The following is a 20,294-nucleotide window of genomic DNA, read 5'->3' on the forward strand; positions in this document are numbered from 1 at the left end:
GACCACCACCACGACGACCGCCTCGCGTTCTGGTGCCCGGCGGCCGCCGGAGCGCAGGAGTTCCTGGTCGCCGAGGAGCCGGAGCTCTTCTTCCGCCCGCCCTACGTCGGCCACCGGGGCTGGATCGGCGTCCGCCTCGACGTCCCGCCGGTGGACTGGGGGCGGGTGGAGGACCTGGTCGCGGACGCGCACGCCCTCGTGACCGGCCGGAGTGCCGGGCCGTGACCGGATGCCGTCACGCCTTGATGTAATTTTTAGGTCACGTGACCTAGTTTTTGCGTATGACCACTTCGGAGAACACCCGGACCCCCGACACCGACAAGCACGACAGCCTCGACCTCCTCACGCTCGACCCCCGCGGACCGGTCCTGCTGGTCGGCGGCTACGGGACGGTCGGCGGTGAACTCGCCCGTCTGGTCGCGGCCGAGCGCCCCGTCCTGCTCACCGGCCGGTCCGAGCAGCGGGGCGCGGCCCTCGTCCGCGAACTCGGCGGCGCCCCGCACGCCGCCGTCCGCCGCTGGGACCTCGCCGACCCCGCCCCCTTCGGCGCGGCGGTGAGCGCCGTCGTCGGCGTCGTCAACGACCCCGACGACCGGGTGCTGCGGGCGGCGGCCCGCGCCGGCGTCCCGTACGTGGACGTCACCCGCTGGACCGTCCGGCTCCAGCGCGCCGCCACCGTGGCCGCGCTGCTGCGCCCCACCGCGCCGGTGCTGCTCTCCTCGGCCTGGATGGGCGGCGTGGTCGGACTCGTCGCGGCCGCGCTGGCCGAACGCCTCGGCGGGGCGGACCGGGTCGAGACCGCGATCCGCTGGGACCTCGCCGACCGGGCCGGCGCGGACTCCGTGGAGTTCATGGACCGGCTGGGGCTGGACTACGAGGTGATCAGCGAGGGCCGGCGCCGCACCGTCGCCCCGCTGACCGAGGCGCACACCGTCCGGATCGGCGACCACCCCACCCGGGTCGCCCGGATCGACACGCCCGAGCAGTTCACCCTGCCGCTCACCCTCGGCACCACGACCGCCACCACCCGGATCGGCTTCAGCTCCGACCTCAGCACCCGGGCCCTGCTGGCCGCCAAGCACACCGGCTTCTTCCGCTGGGGCCGGGGCGAGCGCTGGCAGTCCGCCCGCCGCGCCCTGCTGTACTCCCCCGGCGCGGGCGGCACCGCGCTGCTGCGCGTCGACGTCGGGCACGCCGGCCGCACCCTCACCGCGGTCGTCGAGGACCGGGCCGGCCAGGCCCACCTCACCGCCGTCGGCGGCCTGCTCGCCCTCCGCCGCGCCCTCGGCTCGGACGGCGCGGCGGCGGCACCCGCCGGAGTCTCCTTCCCCGAGCAGACACCCCGGCCGGGCCGGGTGGTGGCCGACCTCGCCGCCCTGGGGGTCACGGTCGACATCAGCTCCGTTCCGGGCTTGGATGCTGCTGCATGAGCACCACACCCGACCGGGGCACCGATGACGCTTCGCCCGACCCGTCCGCCACCCCGGCACGAGGGCGGGGGCGGAAGGGCGCGGAACGGCGGGAGGCCCTGCTGGACGCGGCCGAGGAGGTCCTGGTCGCCGAGGGCGGACCGGAGTGGACGATGCGGGCCGTGGCCGCGGCGGCCGGCGTACGGCTCGGCCACCTCCAGTACTACTTCCCCACCCACGCGGACCTGGTGGCCGCCGTACTGGAGCGGGTGCTGCGGCGGTCGGCGGAACGGCTGGCGCCCCTGCTCTCCGCCGACGACGATGCCCCCGAGTCGGCCGCCGGAGTGGTCACCACGCTGCTGGCCGAGCAGGAGGACGCCCGCCTGATGCGCCTGTTCGTCGAGGTGTGGGCACTGGCCGCCCGGGACGAGACCGTGGCGGCGGCCGTCCGAGGCTTCTACGGCGACTACCGGACCCAGGTGACCGCCTTCCTCGCCCGCCGCCACCCCGACCTGCCGGAGGAGGAACAGCGGGCCCGCGCCGGGGTGTTCATCATGCTGATCGAGGGCGCCTCCCTGTTCCGCTCCGACGTGGCGGGCGAACGCGACCCCGCCACCGACGAGACCCTGGTCCGCACCGCCCTCGCCCTGCTCGGGCCCTGACCTTCGGAGGCTCAGTACCGCCTGGCGCCACGCCGCACACGCTGTCCGGTCGGCAGTGCGACAACGCGCCAACTGCACTTCGAATCCTGCCATTTGGAGGTCAGGAGAGAACGGATCGAGTGCGGTGGTGATCGCTCGCCGATCACGTCGATCCCCGAACAGCCTGTGTGCTACGTTCCGTGCGCCAACCGAAAACAGGCGACCCCGGCGGTGCTACCAACACCCCGGGGTCCGGCAACAGGAGCCCAAACTCCCGATGCGCGTCCATCGTAGCGCCCACGTGCGCAACTTCACCGTGCTGCCCAACGCCGTCCTGCAGTACCGGCGGCTGTCCTACACCGCCCGCGGCCTGCTCGCGGACCTCCTCTCCCGCCCCGACGGCTGGCGCGAGGACGGCCGACACATGGCCGACACCAGCCCCCAGGGCCGAGGAGCGATCCGCAAGGCCCTGAAGGAACTGGCCGAGGCGGGCTTCTACCGCGTCGAGAGAATCCGCATGCCGGACGGCACGATCATCACCGAGACCCACGTCTACGACACTCCGCAGCCAACGGCTCCGGGTGTCACCCGTCCGGTCTCCGGTGCAGCGACCGCCGGTGGCACTGACGTCCTTGTAAAGGACCTGGTGCAAGAAACCTCCCTCCCCGCCGAGCAGGAGGAGACCGCCCAACAGCCCATGACGGTGCCGGACGAACAGGTCCGCGAGGCGGTCGCCACGCTGTTCCGGGTGATCCGCCCCGAGCCGCGCCTGCGGCTCGGCCAGGCCGAAGCCGAGGAACTCGCACCCCTCGTCGCACGGTGGCTGGAGCGCGGCGCGACCCAAGCCGACCTCGCCCACGCCCTTCTGCCGGGCCTGCCCACCCCGGTGCACTCGGCGGCCGCGGTGCTCCGCCACCGCCTGGAACGCAAGATGCCGCCCGTGCAGCCCGTCGTACGGCTCGCGCCGGCCCGGTACGCCGAGTGCGCCCAGTGCCACGACCCCGTACCGCGGCCGGGCATCTGCCGCCCCTGCGCGGGCCTCGGCGAGCGCACGCCCGCGCCCGGGGGAGACGGGACGGTCGCCCGAAGCGGGGCGGCCCGTGCCAGGGAGGCGCTTTGTGCGGCACGATCAGTTGGACTGGTCCTCGGCAGCCTGGTCCCGACCGGGCCTTGTCCGGCCGATCAGTTGAGCATCTGAGCATAAACTCCGGCCACGAACGTTGTGGTTGTCGGCTTTGGCTGCCTGCTCGGCCTCGGTGCTTGCTACGGCGCACGGGAGACCGTCCGGGTGCACCGAATACGCAATCACGGCGCGCGCGCCGTCGGCAAGGTCGACCACATCCGGACCGACACCGACGGCGACGGAGACCTCCAGCACCACCCGGTGATCTGCTTCACCCTTCCGAACGGCAGAACGGTGCTGGCGGAAAGCGCCACCGGCATGCCGGGCTTCTGCCCGCTCAGCCCGGGCGAACAGGTCGAGGTCGCCTACCACCCCCGCCGACCCGAACTGATCGTCATCCCCGGCTTCGACGGGCCCGCCAACCCGTGGCTGTACGGCTGTCTCACGTTGTTCCTGGCCGGCTTCTCCGCCCTGTTTCTGTTCGCCGCGTTCATTTCGTTGTGACGGCGGGCGAACCCAGCGATACCGGGAATCACGATGTGCGGCTCGGGCAGCACGGGATCACCTTGCCGGGCTGGGTCCGCGATCGGATTCAGCGGCGCCGTCGGTAACCAGGCCGCCGATCGGTGCCCACTCGTGTTCCAGGATCGAGTAGGTGATCGAGTCGCGCCACGCCCCGTGGACGAAGACGTGGTCCCGGATCCGGCCGTCCTCGGTCATCCCGGCCCGGAGCAGGGTCCGGGCCGAGGCCTCGTTGAGCGGTGCCCGGGCGGCCCAGATGCGGTGCAGGCCGAGGACGTTGAAGCCCAGGGCGCAGAGCAGGTGGACGGTCTCGGTGCCGAGGCCCTTGCCCCATGCGGCCGGGTGGAGGGCGAAGCCGATGGTGGCGGCCTGCTGCGGCTCGGCGGCCAGGCGCGCGTAGCCGATCAGCGGATGCTCGCCGCGTCGGGTGACGGCCAGGCAGTACTCAGTACGCGGGGTGGCGTGCGCGGAGTCGATGGAGCGGGCAGTGATCGCGTCGACCTGCTCGCGGGTGCGGGGTTCGAAGCTGAGGTGCCGGGTGGCTTCGGGGTCACCGTAGATCGCCAGGAGGTCGCCGGTGTCCTCGGGCTCGACCTCGCGCAGCACCAGGTTGGGGCCGGTCAGGCGGAGTGGGGTCATGGCTGCCCAGCCTATCCGCGGGATCACCGGACGAGGGCCGAGGTGGGGGCGGTGGTGAAGGGCTCGCCGTCACGGTGGAGCGGACCGAGCCCAATTGTCCTGACCGGGACGGCGACCACCGGTGGTCGCCGTCCCGGTCATCCGTTCGGCTGTCAGGCCAGGTCGGTGAGGAGTTGGAGGTCCGGCGGGCCGGCCAGGAGGGTGGCGCCGGCGGCGAAGGCTTCGGCCATGTGCGGCGCGGCGAGGTGGGCGTCGAAGTCGGCCCGGCTCGCCCACTGTTCGACGACCACCCAGGACGCGGGGTCGAGCGGGTCCTGGTACGGGCGGTAGAACAGGCAGCCCGGCTCGGCCAGCGTCGGCGCGACCAGCGAGAGCGCCTGGGCCCGCACCAGCTCCTCCTGCCCCGGTGCGGCCTTCAGTCTGGCGACAGCGGTGATCGGTCCACTCATTACGTCCCCCTGGGTTCCGGTGATCATCAGCGATCACCGGTGGCCAACAGAGCCCGGGCACCACCTATTCCGGCCGTCGCACCGACGGCGGGCCCAGCCGGGACAGCTCGCGCCGCGCCCCCGTCGCAGGCAGACTGGCCGCGACGGGCCCGGTGGACCCGGGAACGCGCGCAGCCCCGGAGGCGGCGATGCCGCAGATGACGGTCGACGGGCGCACCCTCGCGCTCTCGCACCTGGACAAGGTCTACTACCCCCGGACCGGCACGCCCAAGGGCGAGGTCCTGCGCTACTACGCCGCCGTCCACACCGCCCTGCTGCCGCATCTGCGCGACCGCCCGGTGTCCTTCCTGCGCTGCCCGGACGGTGTGGCGGCCGAGGTGTTCGTGGCGAAGAACCCGCCGCCCGGCACGCCCGACTGGGTGCGCACGGTGGAGGTGCCGAGCAACAGCGGCGAACTGCGCCAGGTGGTGCTGGAGGACGGCGCCGGGCTGCTCTCGGTGGTCAACCTGGGCTGTCTGGAGCTGCATGTGCCGCAGTGGCACGCCGCCGCGCCCGGGCTGGCCGACCGGCTGGTGCTGGACCTCGATCCGGGCGCGGGGGCGGACGTCCTCACCTGTCGCACCGTGGCCGGGCTGCTGCGCGAGCGGCTCGCGGCGGACGGTCTGGACGTCTGGGTGAAGACCTCCGGCGGCAAGGGCCTCCATCTGCTGGTGCCGCTGGAGCCGACGCCGAGCGCCCGGGTGTCCGCCTACGCGAAGGAGCTGGCGGCCGAGCTGGAGGCGGCCCGCCCGGAGCTGGTCGTGCACACCATGGCGAAGGCCCGCCGCACCGGCCGGGTACTGGTCGACTGGTCGCAGAACTCGGCGAAGAAGACCACGGCCGCCCCGTACACGGTGCGGGCGCAGGAGCGGCCGACGGTGTCGGCGCCGCTGTCCTGGGCGGAGCTGGACGCGGCCGGGTCGGCGGCGGAGCTGGTGTTCACGATCGCCGAGGTGCCGGAGCGGCTGGCGGCCCACGGCGATCCGCTCGGGCCGCTGCTCGACCCGGCGCGGGCCCGGCCGCTGCCCACGGCCGCGCCGCGTCGGACCCACACCGGAGCCGGAGCCGGAGCCGGAACCGGAACCGGAACCGGAACCAAGACCTCCGCCGCCGCGCCCCCCGGCGGCCGCGACCCGGTGGTCCTGACGCCCCCGGTGGAGGTGATGCGCCCGGCCGCCGTGCCCGCCGTGCCGCCGGCGGACGGCCTCGGCGGCGCCGGGGTGCTCTACGAACTGAAGCTGGACGGCTTCCGCTGCGTGGCCTTCGCCCGGGGTCCGGACCGCCCGCCGTTCCTGCAGTCCCGCTCCGGACGGGACCTCGCCGCCGAGTTCCCGCCGATCGCCACCGCCGTCGCCCGGCTGCCGGCCGGACTGGTGCTGGACGCGGAGCTGGTCGCCTGGCGCGGTGGCCGGTTCGCCTTCGAGGAGCTGCTGCGGACCAGGCGGGACGGGGCCGCCGAGGGCGTGGCGCTGGGGCTGATCGCCTTCGACGTGCTCGCCCTGCCCGGCCGGGACGTCCGCTCCCTGCCGCTGGCCGACCGGCGGCGGTTGCTGCTGGCCGCGCTGGCCGAGGTGCCGCCGCCGGTCCAGCCGGTCCTGGCGACCACCGACCGGGCCGAGGCGCTGACCTGGATGGAGCAGCTCGCCGACACCGGCGTGGAGGGGCTGGTCTGCAAGGCAGCCGGTTCGGCGTACCGGCCGCGCGGGGCGGGCCGGGTCTGGGTGAAGTACCGGCGCGGCGACACCGTGGACGCCACCGTCCGCGCCGTGACCGGACCGGCCGCGCGGCCCCGGGCGGTGGTCCTGGAGCTGGACGACGGCCGGGTGCTGCTGTCCTCCCCGCCGCTGTCGCCGCTCCAGTCCCGGCAGGTGGCGGAGCTGGCGGCCGGACGGCTCGGCGCGCCCGTCCACGATCCGCAGTACGGCGACGTCCGGCCGCTGACCGTCCCGCTGCGGGCCGAGGTGACCGTGACCGGCCGGCCGCCGACGGCCCTCTTCGTCCGCCTGCGCGGCGACTGAGCGCCCGCGCCGTCAGTGCCGCTCCGTCAGTCCCGCTCCGCCTCCGTCTCCGCCGCTGCCTCGGCGCCCGCCTCCGCCGCTGCCTCCGCCCCTGCCTCCGTGTGGCGGGACGGGGCCGGCTCGTGCGCGACGGCCCACGGCGGGTGCGGGCCCCCGACCGGCCGGGCGTGCGCGAACTCCGTCACCAGGGCCTCGGTGAAGGCCGGCAGGTCGCCGGGTCCACGGCCGGAGACCAGCAGCCCGGGGGCGTCCCGGCAGACGTGGACCGGTTCGTCGACCCAGTAGGCACCGGCGTTCACCAGGTCGGTGCGGATGCTCGGCCAGGAGGTGAGGGTGCGGCCGCGCACCGCGTCCGCCTCGATGAGCGTCCATGCGCCGTGGCCGGTCACCGCGACCGGCCGGCCGGCGGCGCTCAGTTGATGGACGAGGGCCACGGCCGCGCGGTCCAGCCGCAGGACGTCGGGGTTGGCGACTCCCCCGGGCAGCACCAGGCCGTCGTAGGCGTCCGGGTGTGCCAGGCCGACCACGTCGTCGACCGGGAAGGCGTCCGCCCGGTCGAGGTGCCGGTACGCGTCGACGAGTCCGGGGCGGGTGGACAGCAGCCGCGGCGTGCCGCCGGCCTCCGCCACGGCCTGCCAGAGGACGGTCAGGTCCACCTGCTCGGCGCCCTCGGGGGCGACCAGGAAGGCGATCGTCCGGCCGGTGAGGACGGTCAGCGGCATCCGGGCCACCCCGTTCGCCGCCCGCCCACCGTCACGGCTCGCACCGGTTCGGCTCCCGACGCCACGGCCCGCACCGGTTCAGCTCCCGACGCGCGCGCCGGACCGGGTCGCACGGTCGGCGGCAGCCGGGCCGTCCCCGGTCAGTTCGACCGCGGCGGGCGGCGGGGCGATGCGGACCCGGGCGCGCGGGCAGTCCAGCTGGACGACCAGCTCCAAGTGGTCGACGCGGGCGACCGTCCCGATCGGGACCAGGACCGGGGCGCCCGGCACCCACGGCCGGGTGTCCACCAGCAGGTGGTCCCCGGCGTCCTGCTCGACCCGGCCGAGCGGGCCGTCCGTCGCCTCGACGTCGTAGCCGACCAGGGTGAGGTCGGCGGCATGGTGGGAGCCCGGGCGGTACTCCCGCAGGTCGGTGGTCATCACGCCTCCGGGTGGTCCCACGGGCGGCGTTCGTGGCGGCCCCGGTCGTCGCGGTCGTCCCCCGGGCCGTCGGTCCGACCGTCTCCCCGGTCTCGCCGGTCTCGGTACGGGCCCCAGCTGCGGTGCTCACCGGGCCACGGCCCCCGGCCCCAGCGCTCCCCGCGGTCCGGCGAGCCGTCCACCGGGTCCACGCGGTGCCGCCGGTGGCGGCGCAGCACCACCGACAGGCCGGCCGCGATCATCACGCTGCCGACCCACACGGCGGCCGTGGCGATCGCCACGACGGCCGTCGGCTTGCGCACCGCGATGCTGAGGCACAGCGCCGCCATCACCAGTGCCGTCATCAGCACGCCGGTCGGCAATCGGCGGCCGAGGCCGCGCAGCGCGCTCCCGAAACGGCGCGGCCGTTCGGCTCCCATCGTGCTCAACCGCCGGTCGAGGCGGGTGTCCTGGCTCAGATCGCACTCGATCTCGGCGAGGAGCCGCTGCTCCCGTCCGCTCAACGCGGGTCCGTCCATCTCGGTCACCTCCGGCACGTCCGGTGACGACATCCCCTCCGGGCGACTGCCCGGTGGGGGGTGCGCTAACCGCTCCGGCCCGCGAGGGCGACGGAGGCGGCCGGGCGACGGTCGCCGAACGCCCGCGGACGGGCGAGCAGGCTGTCGTCCAGCACACACAGCAGGGCCGCGACGTCGGGGTGCACCTCGGCGGCACCCGCCGCCCGCACCTCCGCAGCCGTGGCCCCGGGGCCGAGCACCGCGACACAGGGCACTCCGGCCAGCCGCGCGACCCGGACCTCGGGCGCGCTCGCGGCGACGAACACGGCGTGCGACGGCTTGCCGTCGACCAGGTCGAGGGCCACCCGGACCGGATCGCGGCCCGGGTCGGTCACGGTGAGTGCCGGGGTCCCGCTCGGGCCGGGGGCGGTCAGGACCACCGTCCAGCCCCGTGCCGCGCACTCGCGCAGCAGGGCGGCGGAACCGCGTGACGTCGCACGCCAACCGGCCCCGAAGAGTGCCGTCGAGACGACCGTCATGGCCCACCGTTCCCGTTCCGCACCACGCACCGGCGCGCCCTTCCAGGTTAGGCCCGCACCCCCGGCTCCGCCCGGCGCGACCGCCGCGGACGGCACGCACGCCACCCCTCGTTCGGTCACTCCGGGTGACGACTCGCAGCTGTCCGGAATACGCTCGGCACCGGCGCCCGGCCGTGCCACGATCGAGCCATGATCACCCCGCTCACCGCCCGCACCTCCGCACCGGACGAGGACGACTCGCGGAACAGTGGCCTCCGTGACGCGCCCCCCGCGCGGACCGGTTCCCGGGGGCGCGCGGCTCGTCGGGTCACGCCCCCAAGCTCGGGTCGGAACAGCCCTCGCAACCAGCGGCGGACGGTGACCGCGCCGACGCGGAGCGCATCCGTTCCATTGACAGCCCGCCGGACCGGCCCCGATCCTCGCCGGTACGGCCCGGCCACCGGCCAGGGCCGCTCGACGACCGGGGGTGGTCAGCGATGACGGACCAGTGGGCAGCGCGGCGAATGCCACCGGCGGTCAGATGGGCGGTCGCGGGCGTGTGGGTGCACGCCGCACTCAGCGGATTCGCGGGCCTCATGCTGCTCGCCGCCCTCGGCCGCAACCAGGGCGGGGAGGTCGCGCCGGTGCGGTTCATGGCGATGACCTCCGTCCTGGTGGGCCTGCTGCTCGGCACCTGCGCCGGCCTCGCCTCCCGCCGCGCGGGCTGGACCAGGACCACCGTGGTCGTCATCGAGGCCCTCTCGGTGACGACCGCCGCCCTCCTCCTCCTGACCGGCTCCCTCGCCGCCCTCACCGGCATCGCCCTCGGCGCCTTCGTCCTCCGCACCTTCCTCTCCCCCGCCGGCCGCGCCTGGTTCGACGACCAGGCCTCGTCCGGGTGAACCGACGGCCGGCGGCACGGTGTTCGCCACGGCCGGCGGCCGGTCCGGGGCGGCGGCGCTCAGGGCAGCAGTGCGGCCGCCGCGTTCCGGAGGGTGATGTCGATCGATTCCCGCACCCGGGTGAGTTCCGGCAGCTTCTCCCCGATCTCCCGCTCCTCGTAGGCGGATTCGACGGCGAACCAGACCCCGACCACGTTGTTCTCCCGCTTGCACCGGACATCGGCGACCGCCGTGGCCAGCTCGGTCGCCGAGGGGGCCGGGGAGTGCCAGGCGGGGTCGTTCGCGGCGGCGGTCGGCGTCTCGTAGTCGAATCCGTTCGCCTTCATGCACGAGGACCATTTCCGGAACACCTCCATGACCCTCTCGTCGGCCGTCGAACGCCGGTAGTTGCCGAAGTTGACGTCGACGGCCACCTGGGCGTCCTGGAACGTGCCGCCGCCCGCGCTGACCGCCTCCTGGGCCTCGCCCGCGCATCCGCCCGGGGGGATCGGAATCCCGCGGAAGACCCCCTCCCGGGAACCCCCCGGAGCTTGGGGCGCCCCGCTTCCCGAACCGAGCACGAGGCGCACGTCCGGGGAGAGCGACTCGGCCGGAGGCGGCGTAGACCCGTCCCCCGAGGCGTCGCCGTGGTACCCGCGGACGGCGGCGACGGCCGGGTCGGTGGGGTCGTACCGGTGCGCGGTCTGGCCGGTGCGTCGGTGTGATTCGCGGACCGGCGGCTCGTAGTCCAGCCCGAACCTCTTCATGCAGGTCGAGACCAGTCGGGCCCAGCCGCGCTCCATCCTCGCGTTCTCCTCCGGGTTGACCAGGTACTTCTCGACCGGGAGCGCCCGGTCCGAGGTGCTCACGAGCACGGGAACGTCCGGGACGGCGGGAGCGGGGGCTTCCGGGACGGCGGCAGCGGAGACGGCCGGTGCCGGGGAATCCGGTGCCGGGGAGTCCGGCACGTGGCGCGAATCCGGTCCGCCCGCGCTCGTGCAGGCCGCGGACGTCGCGGCGACGAGTCCCGCCAGAAGAAGGGTCGCTCGAATCATCGGATTTCCGCGCGGCACGGCATTCGGTCCCTTCGGGGCTGTTTCCGATTTCTTGGTGATGCACAGGCATTCCGGTCGATCGGACGGCCGTCCGCTCCCGTTGCCCCGTGGCCCCGGGTACACGGTGCGTCCGCGTTCGCCCGATATGGACGCCGAGTCCGGGAGCGGTCGTGCTGTTGGCATACGTCACGGAGAGGTCGAATATCCCCGTGTTCCTTACCGTGCAACTGATGTGAGTGACCGTCAGGAGCCTTGACCGGGGTGGGGCGCCGTCTGATGATACTCAGGGCCCGGTGGGACGGGCGTACTTCCACCTCCGGGGCGTCAGCCGATTCGGAGCCGGCCGGAACCGCGATTCGAGCGGGCCGCCGGCGGCCCGGACTTCGGTCCCCGATCCGGTTCGACGTGCCGATTCGAGCACCCGAAAGGTGTCCATGAAGCTCACGGGGAACATCAGGATCGGGGTCGCGGCGCTGCTCGCCGCCGGCGGTCTCGCGTTTTCGGTACCGGCCGCTTCCGCCGCCCCGAACCCGGGCACGTGCAGCGGGAGCGACTTCTGCCTCTACTTCAACTCCGACTTCAAGGGCGCCACGTTCGAGGACGGCCGGGGCAACTCGCAGACCCCCGAGAACTACGGCGCTCCGAACTGGTACAGGTTCTCGGGGGGCAACGGCGCCGGGTCGTACGTGAAGAACAACGCCGCGTCGGCGTGGAACTTCAACCTCAACTACAGCGTGACGGTCTACTTCAACTCGAACAACAGCGGCCCGAGCCAGTACATCAAGCGCCTGACCGGCGCCAACCTCAACGACCAGCTGAAGAACAACAACGCGTCGCAGTGCCTCGACTTCTTCCAGTACTGCCCCTGAGAATTCCGGGGCAGCGGCTCCGCGGGAATCGCTGGGCCGGTCGAAGGCCCTGACCACCGGTCCGGCCCGGCCTTTCGGGTCCCGCGCCTCCGAAGGGGTGCGCCGGGGCCGAAGGCCGGGCCGGGCCGGTGGGTCAGCCCCGGCTGCTCGGGGCGAGGCGGCCGAGGATGTGGAGGAGGCGGTCCAGTGCGTCGCGGGAGTTGGGCTCGGTCAGGTTGACCATCAGGCGGAAGGCGGCCCGCAGGACGGCCGGGCTGCCGAGGCCGGCGGCACCCGCGGCGCCGACCAGGCGGGGGCGGCTCAGGGCGGCGGCGGTGAGGCGGCCGAGGGCGAAGTAGCCGTCGTAGGCGGCGCGGAGGGTCTGGGGGTAGGCGCGCAGGGCGAGGTCGCGGCCTCGGTCGGTGCGGCGGGCCAGGGCCTGGACGACGGCCTCGGCGGCGTAGCGGCCGGACTCCATCGCGTAGGCGATGCCCTCGCCGGTGGCCGGGCTAACCGTGCCGCCCGCGTCGCCGATCAGCAACAGGCCGTCGGCGTAGTGGGGTTGGCGGTTGAGGCCCATCGGGAGGGCGGAGCCCCGGATGGGTTCGGTGACGGCCTCGGGGTGGTAGCCGTACTCGGCGGGGAGGTTCTCGCACCAGCGGCGGAGCAGCTGCTTCCAGTCCACCTCGCCGGACACCGCGCCGGTGTCGACGACGCCCAGGCCGACGTTGGCGGTGCCGTCGCCCATGCCGAACACCCAGCCGTAGCCGGGCAGGAGGCGGCGGTCCCGGTCCGACGGGTCGCGCAGGTCCAGCCAGGCTTCCAGGTAACGGTCCTCGTGGCGCGGGGTGGTGAAGTAGGTGCGGTAGGCGACGCCCATCGCGCGGTCGGTCCGGCGGTAGCGCTTCATCGCCAGCGAGAGCCGGGTGGAGTTGCCGTCGGCGGCGACCACCAGGGGCGCGCGGTAGGCGACGGGGCGGCGCTCCTCGCCGAGCCGGGCGGTGACGCCGGTGATCCGGCCGGTCCGCTCGTCGAGCAACGGGCCGTCCACGTTGGCCCGTTCGACCAGCCGGGCGCCGGCCGCGGCGGCGCGGCGGGCCAGCAGTTCGTCGAAGTCGGCGCGGCGGCGGACCAGTCCGAAGCCCGGGAAGGCGGAGAGTTCCGGCCAGTCGAGTTCCAGCCGGTGTCCGCCCGCGACGATCCGCAGTCCCCGGTTGTGCAGCCAGCCGGCGGACTCCGAGACGTCGATGCCGAGATCGATCAACTGCCGTACCGCGCGCGGGGTGAGGCCGTCGCCGCAGACCTTCTCCCGGGGGAAGGCGGACTTCTCCAGCAGGAGGACGTCCAGGCCGGTCCGGGCGAGGTGGTAGGCGGCGGTGGAGCCGGCGGGGCCCGCGCCGACCACGATGACGTCGGCCGTGTCGGCGCCGTTCCCGGACGCTTCGGCGGCGGCCGGTTCGACGGCGGCGGTCCCGCCGGACGGGTCGGACGGGTGAGCCGGGCGGGTGGACGGCTGCTGTGCTGGGCCGGGCATACGACGCTCCCACGGGTGTCGGTCCTGCGGCGGACTCGGCTGATTCGGCGGACACCCGACGATATGGAGCCCGGCGGTCGCGCCGCACCCGACACGCGGGCATCCGGCGGCCCGCCCGGCCGCTCCGGGCGGTTCCGGCGCACGGGTCCCGCGCCCCGGAGTGGCCGGATGCTGACGGTGGATCAGTCGGACCATCACTTCGCCCGCGCCGTAAACCGGCCAGGCCCTTCGTTCGTCCCGCCCCGACCGGTGCGAGCGGAGCGGGACGAACGAAGGGCCGGCGACCTCACCAGGTCGCCGGCCCGTTCTGCCGTCCCGCTCCGCTCCGCACGGGGGCGGGCGGTGCTCAGGGGTTGATCGCCAGCACCACGTACGCCGCCAGGATCGCCAGGTGCACCGCGCCCTGCAGCGGGGTCGCCCGGCGCGGGATGACGGTCAGGGTGCCGACCACGAGGGTGAGCGCCAGGAGCACCAGGTGCGAGGGGCCGAGGCCGAGGACCAGCGGACCGGAGAGCCAGTGCGAGGCGATCGCCACCGCCGGGATGGTCAGGCCGATGCTCGCGAGGGCCGAGCCGAGCGCCAGGTTGAGGCTGGTCTGCACCCGGTTGCGGGTGGCGGCGCGCAGGGCCGCGATGGTCTCCGGCAGCAGGACCAGCAGGGCGATCACCACACCGACGACCGAGGACGGCAGCCCCGCCGAGTCGACCGCCGACTCGATGGTCGGCGACACGCCCTTGGCCAGGCCCACCACCGAGATCAGCGCCACGCCGAGCAGCACCAGGCTGAACACCATGGCGCGGGCGCTCGGCGGGTCGGCGTGGTCCTCCTCGTCCAGAACCTTGCCCTCGGAGGTGACCGGCAGGAAGTAGTCCCGGTGCCGGAACGTCAGCGTGGCCACGAACAGCAGGTACAGCACCAGCGAGGCGGCCGCCGCGAAGGCCAGCTGGGCGGGGTTGAACTGGGGGCCGGGCGAGCTGGTGGTGAAGGTCGGCAGGACCAGGCTCAGCGTGGCGAGGGTCCCGATGGTGGCCAGCGCCGCGCCCGTCCCCTCGGCGTTGAAGACCGCCACCCGGTGCTTGATGGCCGCGGCCAGGATGGACAGGCCGAGGATGCCGTTGCAGGTGATCATCACCGCCGCGAACACGGTGTCCCGGGCGAGCGTCGCCGACTTGTCCCCGCCGTCCGCCATCAGGGTCACGATCAGCGCGACCTCGATCACCGTCACCGCGACCGCGAGCACCAGGGACCCGAACGGCTCCCCCACCCGGTGGGCGACCACCTCCGCGTGGTGCACGGCGGCGAGCACGGCACCCGCAAGGAAGCAGGACACCACCCCCACCACCCAGCCGGGGAGGTCGCGGTGCCAGGTCAGGACGAGGACGAGGAGGGCCAGCAGCGGGACGACGGTGGTCCACTGCATGACGAGCGGTCGGAGCTTGGTGAACATGCCGCCGAGCATCCCATCCGGAAGCCCGGGTTCCGTGGCGACGCCGCCGGGGAGGCGGCGGATGTGGCCGACCTCATGGCCCCGCCACGCTACTCCCGCCGTACTCGGCGAGGTAGCCGAGCACGCGTGCGACATGCGCTTTCACCCGTTCGGGGACGCCGCCGGCGTCGGCGACCGTCTTGTCGCTCGTCCGATAGCCGGCCGTCACCAGGGCCGGCAGTTCGGCGGCGGGGAAGCCCCGCTGCTTGAACCGCTGGCCGAGCCAGCAGACGTAGCCGCCCATCGCGGCGATGGCGTCGTCCGGGTCCAGATAGCTCTTGACTCCGTCGTGGTCGGCGTCCTGCGCCCAGGCGTTGAAGACCGCGGGCGTCCACATCGCCACGCCGTACTCGCCGGTGGCGGGGCGGGCGGCGGCCGGGTCGAAGCCGGACTCCGCCTTGAGCATCGCCGCCAGCAGCGCCGGGGTGACCTCGGGCTCGGGGCAGCGGCGGGCGGCGTCCTCGATCGGGCCGCGCAGGGCGGCGGGGACGTCGGCGCCGGGCGGGATGGCGCCAGGGGGCGGGGGGACGAGGCTCACGGGGACGGCGGGGGCGTCGGCGCCGGACGTGGGGCCGGACGTGGGGCCGGAGGGCGCGGGCCGCTCGGGTGCTCCGGTGACGAGGAGCAGCGTCGCGGCGGCGGCGAGCAGCAGCGCCGCGCGCCTGGCGGTTCGGCGCCGGGTCCTTCGTCGACCCGGTGCGACGGGGCCCAGTGCGACGGGGCCTGGCGCGACGTCGGCACCCCCGTCATCGCTCCCGCCACCGTCCCCGCTCACGCCCAGGGCACCGGCGAGCAGGGCGGCGAGGTCCAGCTGCGCACGCCGCTGCCGGTCGGCCGTCAGGCAGGCCGTGACCAGCGGCCGCCACCGCTCCGGCAGCGCGGCGTCGAGCGCGGCGTCGAGCCGCAGCGGGGCGCTGCCGCGCGCGTAGGCGACCGCCGCCAGCGAGCGCGCGCGGGCGGTGGCGCCGAGGAAGGGGTGCAGTCCGCCGGTCAGCACCTGGTGGGCGAGGACGCCGTACGCCCACAGGTCGGCGCTCGGGCGGAGCGCCGCACCGCGCGCGCCGGTCCGCTCGGACCACCACTCGGGCGGCACGTGGTCCGGCGAGCCGAGCGGCGGGGCGTAGGCGTGGGTGCCCTCCAGTTCCGCGGTCAGCCCGAAGTCGGCGAGTTTGGCGGTGCCGTCGGCCATCAGCAGGACGTTGCCGGGCTTGAGGTCCCCGTGCACCCAGCCGGAGCCGTGCATGTGGCGGAGCCCGGCGGCGACCTCGGCCAGGATCCGCTCGGCGCCCGGCGGCGGGTGCGGCGGCCGGGCCCCGGCCAGGAGGTCGTGCAGGCTGCGCTCGGCGCGTTCCATCACCAGGGCCACGGCGCCGTCGAGTTCGGGCCGGTCCGGGTCGGTGAGGGTGAGCACGGCGAAGGTGCGGATCAGGTGCGGATGGTCGGCGCGGCGGCTGAACCGGATCTCGCTGCTGGCGACCTGGGCGACCGCCTGCCGCTGCCCCGGCCCTAGCCGCCCCGGATGGAGGAACTTGACCGCCACTTCGGCGAGTTCGCCGCCCGCCGCGCGATCCGGATCGGCTGCGCGGGCGGCGTGGACACTGCCCCAGCCGCCCGCCCCGATCCGCTCGCCGACCAGGTAGCCCCCGACCGGATAGCCCGCCGGAACCGCGAACCCCGCCCCACCGCAGGGCGGTCGGGCTCCGGGCGGGTCCACCGCGCGTGGCGCCACCGCCCGGTCACCCGCCGCGCCGGGGCGGGAGCAGCACCAGGTGCTCCTCCCGCACCAGGTCGAACCTCAGTGCCAGCGCCACGAGTTCCTCCCGCTTGCCGCCGGCGCCGGCTCCCCCGGGGTCGACCGGCTCGGCCGGGTCGCGCAGCCGGAGCTTGCTGCCGACCAGGTAGTCGATGTGGTAATTGACGGCCGACCGGGTGAGGTCGCGACAGGAGGGCAGGCAGCGCAGCCGGGCCAGCACCTCGGTGACGCCGGGGACGGCCGCCGCGGAGGGCGAGCGCAGGCGCGGCTCGCAGAGCGCGAGCAGGACGAGGAAGTACTTGGCCCCCGGGTCCAGGGCGAACGGGCTGACCGTCGGTTCGCCGTACCCGACCCCTGGCGCGCCGCCGGCGTCCGGGCCCTCCGATCCGCCTGCTCCGCCTGCCAGATAGGCGTGTTGGGGCGCGAAGACCTTGAACGCGACCGGCTCGCCGAGGGCCGGCAGCAGCACCCGGGAGAACTCGAACGGCACCGGCGCGCCGAGCCGTCCGGGCGCGACCTTGACGTGCTCGCCGGCACCTTCGAGGTTCTCGACGACATAGGTCGCGGTGGCACTGAAGTTGGAGAGCCGCCAGTAGTCCTCGGCGGCCGTGATCTCGCCGGCCCGACGCGACACGCCGAGGTCGGGGATCGGCACGGCGAGCGGCCGGCCGGGCTCGCCGCGCCCGAACTCCACGCTGTCGCCCGGCCCGAGGTGCAACAGGGCCGGTCGGGCGGGCGGGGCGCTGCGGGGCGGCCGCGGCAGCCGGGCGAACCGACGGTCGGCTCGGACCGGCGGGCGGGGGTCGGGCAACTGCACGATGACCGTGTTCATCCAGGTCACCTCCGGGGGTCGGCCCGATCGTAGCTGCCCGAACGACCTATGGGCGCCACGCCACCCGAACGAGTGAACGCCGCGTCGTGGCGCGCGAGTTGCGCGGGGACCGGGGCGGGAGGCCGCGAACCGGAAGGCGAGGCCGCGGACCAGAGAGCGAGGGCCGCGGACCGGAGGGCGGCACCCGTTCGTCGGCGGAGTGACACCCGACGGTAATCGTGAGGTCACTGGTGAGATTGCAAGCTGTAGTTGAACGGTCACCATGAGTGTGATGCAGCACACACGAGACACGTCCATATTTTGTGCAAGACTCATCCCACAGAGTGAGATTCCCTTTCATTCCAAGGAGGTTGACATCATGAACGCTCGTATCGCAGCTCTGATGGTCGCGGCGGCAGGGATCATGGCGGCCACGGTCGCTCCGGCCACGGCCGCGACGGTCACCGCCGAGGGCACGACCTCGGTCACGAACGGGGCGGGCGGCGTCTCCTGTACGACGGTGCTGAACCAGCCGTGCGTCTGGCAGGAGAAGGACGGCGGAGGATTCGTCGGTGTCGCCCAGGTGGCCGCCGCGCCCGGGCAGCTGACGATAGTCAAGGTCGAGGTACGCACTCAGCGCGCCTGGGGCAGCCCGTGGCTGCCCGCCGCCTCGGCGACCACCGTCACCAAGGGCTCCGCCAAGGCCGTGACCCCCCGCGTGGTCACCAGCGACCTCAAGATGGTCTGCGCCACCGCCGGCCCGGCCCTCGAGGCCGCGCAGCAGGTGACCACCTGCACCTACCCCTTCTGAGGCCCCGTCGGGCGAGGAAGGGGTGACGCGGTCGGGGCCCCGCAGCCCCGGCCACGGCCGGCCGCCGGGTCCGCAACCGGCGGCCGGACCGCTTCCCTCCCAGCGCACCCGCCCCCGCTCCCACCAGCAATCACTCAGGATGCTCCCAGCCGTCGCACAGGTCACCGGTGCGTCGCCGAATTCGCCAACCTCTCCCCGAAGCCCGTCCGCAACGCACAACCCGGTTCGGAGCATGGGTTTTTGCTCTATCTTGGGAATTCGTGGACGGGGCGGGCCGCCCACCGGGCAGACCTGTGCCGAACGGCCGGAACTGCCCGTGCGACATGTCCCACCCCCGCCGCCGCAGCATCACACGGGGAGGAAGGGGGGAGCGTGTCCATGCCCGAGGGGACCGCGCATTCGACCGGGACCGAGCACGGCCCGAGCACCGGAACAGCCGACGGGACAGCCACCGGAACGGCCGTCGGAACGGCCGTCGGAAGGGGCGGCGGGACCGCCACCGGGACGGCCACGAGAACGGACCCGGCACCGACCGGGGTACCGGCACCGGCCGCGGATCCGAGTCCGAGTCCGACCGGGGATCCGGGTCCGGCACCGGCACCGGCCACCGCCCCGCGGAGGGCACGGCTCGCCGGCCGCCGCGCCACCGTCGACGCCGTTCTGCGCAACTCGCCGCTCCAGCCGCTGTTCCGGCTCGCCGCCACCCGGCGGCTGGCCGTCCTCGCCTACCACGGGGTGGACGACCCCCGGGTGTTCGCGCTCCAGATGGAGCGCCTGGTCCGCGTCGCCCGCCCGGTCCCGCTCGCGGCCGTCGAGGAGGCCGTGCGCACCGGCCGGGCCCTGCCGCCCCGCAGCGTGCTGGTCACCTTCGACGACGGCGACCGCACCGTGCTCACCGAGGGCCTGCCCGTACTGACCCGGCTCGGCATCCCCGCCGCCGCCTTCGTGGTCACCGACCTCATCGGCGGCGACCAGCCGTTCTGGTGGGCCGAGGCCGCGTTCCTCGCCGCCCACGGCGGCACCGCCCGCAGCCTGGCCGACTGCCCGCCGGGCGACGCCGTCCGCCGGTTGAAGACCCTCCCCGACGGGGAGCGCCGGGCCGCGCTGGCCGAACTCCGGGAGAGCGCCCGGGCCCGCGCCCCCCGCCAGGAACAGCTCACCCCCGCCGATCTGCTGATGCTCACCCGCAACGGCGTGGCGGTCGGCAACCACACCGCCGGCCACCCGTGCCTCGACCGCTGCGAGGGCGGCACCGTACGGGACGAGATCCGGCGCGCCCACGAGGCGCTCACCGGCTGGCTCGGCGGCGAGGAACCCACCGCCTTCGCCTACCCCAACGGCAATATCGACCCCCGCGCCGACGCCGAACTGCGGCGCCTCGGCTACCGGATCGGCTTCCTCTTCGACCACCGCCACGACCGGCTGCTGCCGCCGCACCCGCTGCGGATCAGCCGGTTGCGGGTCAACTCGACCACGGGCCGGGACCGGTTCGACACCATCCTGTCCGGGCTCCACCCCGCCGTGCACCACCTGCGCGGCGGCAGCTGACCGCCCGCGGCCAGGCGCGCCAACTCCCCTGCCGGTGACGCCCGGTACCGGCAGGGGAGCAAGCCGAACCGCGTCGCTCGGGGGCGGGAATCCGGGAGAATACGGACCTGACCGCGACCGGAGCGCCGACCGGCGGCGCACCGGGGCGGCGGAGACCTGGGGGCAGGGGCGTGGGGGCAGGAAACGTGGGAGCGCGAGACCTGGGGGCGGCGCGGCGAAGGTCGGCCACGGCGCGCACGGTGCCGGTCCGCCACCGGACGGCCGCGCTGCCGACGGACGTGGTCGACGGCTGGCGCGAACTGGCGGCGGGCGAGGCCGGAAGCGCTTGGTTCAGCACACCGGAGTGGACCCTCGCCTGGTGGGAGACGCTGGGCGCGACCGCCGGTGACGGCGAGATCGTGGTGTGGCGGGACGGGGACGGCCGGATCGACGCCGTACTCCCCCTGCTGCGCACTGTCCAGCGGCTCCACCCGCGCGCGCCGCTGGACGTCCCCTGTCTGACGGTGCTCGGCTCCGGCGCGGGCGCGGCCGACCACTGCGGCTTCGTCGTCGCGCCGCACCGCCGCGCCG

General features: G+C 74.6%; 20 protein-coding genes and 3 pseudogenes. 12 read left to right on the top strand and 11 right to left on the bottom strand.

All coding sequences use genetic code 11. The annotated features are described in order from the left end of the window. From VR45_RS23490 to VR45_RS23510, 5 genes are all read left to right on the top strand, one after another. Positions 1-225, top strand: a 225-nt coding sequence (locus VR45_RS23490; RefSeq protein WP_045941807.1) for an MmcQ/YjbR family DNA-binding protein, incomplete at its 5' end; no start/stop codon positions are given. A gap of 56 nt (positions 226-281) precedes the next feature. Next, a complete protein-coding gene (locus VR45_RS23495) occupies positions 282-1,430 on the top strand; it encodes a saccharopine dehydrogenase (protein WP_045941808.1) in 1,149 nt (382 codons plus the stop codon). Continuing rightward, the gene (locus tag VR45_RS23500) at positions 1,427-2,071 is read left to right on the top strand and encodes a TetR family transcriptional regulator (protein WP_078896769.1); all 645 of its coding nucleotides are present in this window, start codon (positions 1,427-1,429) and stop codon (positions 2,069-2,071) included. The genes VR45_RS23495 and VR45_RS23500 overlap by 4 nt, the downstream gene beginning before the upstream one ends. Before the next feature lie 256 nt (positions 2,072-2,327). Then, entirely contained in the window at positions 2,328-3,248 is a 921-nt protein-coding gene (locus tag VR45_RS42590; RefSeq protein WP_052709314.1) for a hypothetical protein, read from the top strand. Positions 3,249-3,272: 24 nt separating this feature from the next. Then, positions 3,273-3,677, top strand: a complete 405-nt coding sequence (locus VR45_RS23510) for a DUF3592 domain-containing protein (RefSeq protein ID WP_159394327.1) — start codon at positions 3,273-3,275, stop codon at positions 3,675-3,677. Between the two features lie 57 nt (positions 3,678-3,734). On the opposite strand, the gene VR45_RS23515 is transcribed toward VR45_RS23510, so the two are convergent. Both VR45_RS23515 and VR45_RS23520 read right to left on the bottom strand, forming a co-directional pair. After that, on the bottom strand, positions 3,735-4,334 hold the full coding sequence (locus VR45_RS23515; protein ID WP_045941810.1) for a GNAT family protein: 600 nt from the start codon (positions 4,332-4,334) through the stop codon (positions 3,735-3,737). A 152-nt stretch (positions 4,335-4,486) separates the two neighbouring features. Then, a complete protein-coding gene (locus tag VR45_RS23520; RefSeq protein ID WP_045941811.1) occupies positions 4,487-4,783 on the bottom strand; it encodes a putative quinol monooxygenase in 297 nt (98 codons plus the stop codon). A 188-nt stretch (positions 4,784-4,971) separates the two neighbouring features. Here VR45_RS23520 and ligD point away from each other — a divergent pair. Both ligD and VR45_RS48920 read left to right on the top strand, forming a co-directional pair. Continuing rightward, positions 4,972-5,850 (top strand): annotated as a pseudogene (gene ligD / locus VR45_RS48915) (non-homologous end-joining DNA ligase); the annotation flags it as partial. 135 nt (positions 5,851-5,985) lie between these two features. Then, positions 5,986-6,840, top strand: coding sequence for a DNA ligase (locus tag VR45_RS48920; RefSeq protein WP_107084250.1), 855 nt, complete (start codon positions 5,986-5,988; stop codon positions 6,838-6,840). Between the two features lie 164 nt (positions 6,841-7,004). Here VR45_RS48920 and VR45_RS23530 read toward each other — a convergent pair. The 4 genes and pseudogenes from VR45_RS23530 to VR45_RS45875 all read right to left on the bottom strand — a co-directional run. After that, positions 7,005-7,562 (bottom strand): annotated as a pseudogene (locus tag VR45_RS23530) (DJ-1/PfpI family protein); the annotation flags it as partial. A 78-nt stretch (positions 7,563-7,640) separates the two neighbouring features. Beyond that, the gene (locus VR45_RS23535; RefSeq protein WP_045941812.1) at positions 7,641-7,982 is read right to left on the bottom strand and encodes a hypothetical protein; all 342 of its coding nucleotides are present in this window, start codon (positions 7,980-7,982) and stop codon (positions 7,641-7,643) included. Further along, a complete protein-coding gene (locus VR45_RS45870; RefSeq protein WP_159394328.1) occupies positions 7,982-8,500 on the bottom strand; it encodes a hypothetical protein in 519 nt (172 codons plus the stop codon). Before VR45_RS45870 ends, VR45_RS23535 begins: the two co-directional genes overlap by 1 nt. A 65-nt stretch (positions 8,501-8,565) precedes the next feature. Continuing rightward, the gene (locus VR45_RS45875) at positions 8,566-9,018 is read right to left on the bottom strand and encodes a hypothetical protein (RefSeq protein WP_052709315.1); all 453 of its coding nucleotides are present in this window, start codon (positions 9,016-9,018) and stop codon (positions 8,566-8,568) included. A gap of 542 nt (positions 9,019-9,560) precedes the next feature. On the opposite strand from VR45_RS45875, the gene VR45_RS23550 reads away from it, so the two are divergent. Then, positions 9,561-9,899 carry a hypothetical protein gene (locus tag VR45_RS23550; protein WP_159394329.1) on the top strand — a complete coding sequence of 113 codons (339 nt, stop codon included), beginning with the start codon at positions 9,561-9,563 and terminating at the stop codon, positions 9,897-9,899. 59 nt (positions 9,900-9,958) lie between these two features. On the opposite strand, the gene VR45_RS23555 is transcribed toward VR45_RS23550, so the two are convergent. Beyond that, positions 9,959-10,753, bottom strand: a complete 795-nt coding sequence (locus tag VR45_RS23555; protein WP_052709317.1) for a hypothetical protein — start codon at positions 10,751-10,753, stop codon at positions 9,959-9,961. A 614-nt stretch (positions 10,754-11,367) separates the two neighbouring features. Here VR45_RS23555 and VR45_RS42595 point away from each other — a divergent pair. Beyond that, positions 11,368-11,802 (top strand): peptidase inhibitor family I36 protein, encoded by a 435-nt coding sequence (locus VR45_RS42595; RefSeq protein ID WP_052709318.1) that lies wholly within the window; start codon positions 11,368-11,370, stop codon positions 11,800-11,802. A gap of 133 nt (positions 11,803-11,935) precedes the next feature. Here VR45_RS42595 and VR45_RS23565 read toward each other — a convergent pair whose 3' ends face one another. From VR45_RS23565 to VR45_RS23580, 4 genes are all read right to left on the bottom strand, one after another. Continuing rightward, complete coding sequence (locus tag VR45_RS23565; RefSeq protein WP_078896771.1) at positions 11,936-13,315, bottom strand: geranylgeranyl reductase family protein; 1,380 nt, start codon at positions 13,313-13,315, stop codon at positions 11,936-11,938. Positions 13,316-13,661: 346 nt separating this feature from the next. After that, positions 13,662-14,762, bottom strand: a complete 1,101-nt coding sequence (locus VR45_RS23570) for an ionic transporter y4hA (RefSeq protein ID WP_045941826.1) — start codon at positions 14,760-14,762, stop codon at positions 13,662-13,664. Positions 14,763-14,835: 73 nt separating this feature from the next. After that, a complete protein-coding gene (locus tag VR45_RS23575; protein WP_234326092.1) occupies positions 14,836-16,530 on the bottom strand; it encodes a serine/threonine-protein kinase in 1,695 nt (564 codons plus the stop codon). A 7-nt stretch (positions 16,531-16,537) separates the two neighbouring features. After that, on the bottom strand, positions 16,538-17,386 hold the full coding sequence (locus tag VR45_RS23580; RefSeq protein ID WP_234326093.1) for a serine/threonine protein kinase: 849 nt from the start codon (positions 17,384-17,386) through the stop codon (positions 16,538-16,540). Between the two features lie 358 nt (positions 17,387-17,744). On the opposite strand from VR45_RS23580, the gene VR45_RS23585 reads away from it, so the two are divergent. The 3 genes and pseudogenes from VR45_RS23585 to VR45_RS23595 form a co-directional block, all read left to right on the top strand. Then, the gene (locus tag VR45_RS23585; protein WP_159394330.1) at positions 17,745-18,176 is read left to right on the top strand and encodes a hypothetical protein; all 432 of its coding nucleotides are present in this window, start codon (positions 17,745-17,747) and stop codon (positions 18,174-18,176) included. Positions 18,177-18,554: 378 nt separating this feature from the next. Next, positions 18,555-19,724, top strand: coding sequence for a polysaccharide deacetylase family protein (locus tag VR45_RS23590; protein ID WP_199925987.1), 1,170 nt, complete (start codon positions 18,555-18,557; stop codon positions 19,722-19,724). A 239-nt stretch (positions 19,725-19,963) separates the two neighbouring features. After that, a pseudogene (locus VR45_RS23595) lies at positions 19,964-20,294 on the top strand (hypothetical protein); the annotation flags it as partial.

This window comes from Streptomyces sp. NRRL S-495 (assembly GCF_000966955.1).
In the GTDB taxonomy this organism is placed as follows: domain Bacteria; phylum Actinomycetota; class Actinomycetes; order Streptomycetales; family Streptomycetaceae; genus Kitasatospora; species Kitasatospora purpeofusca.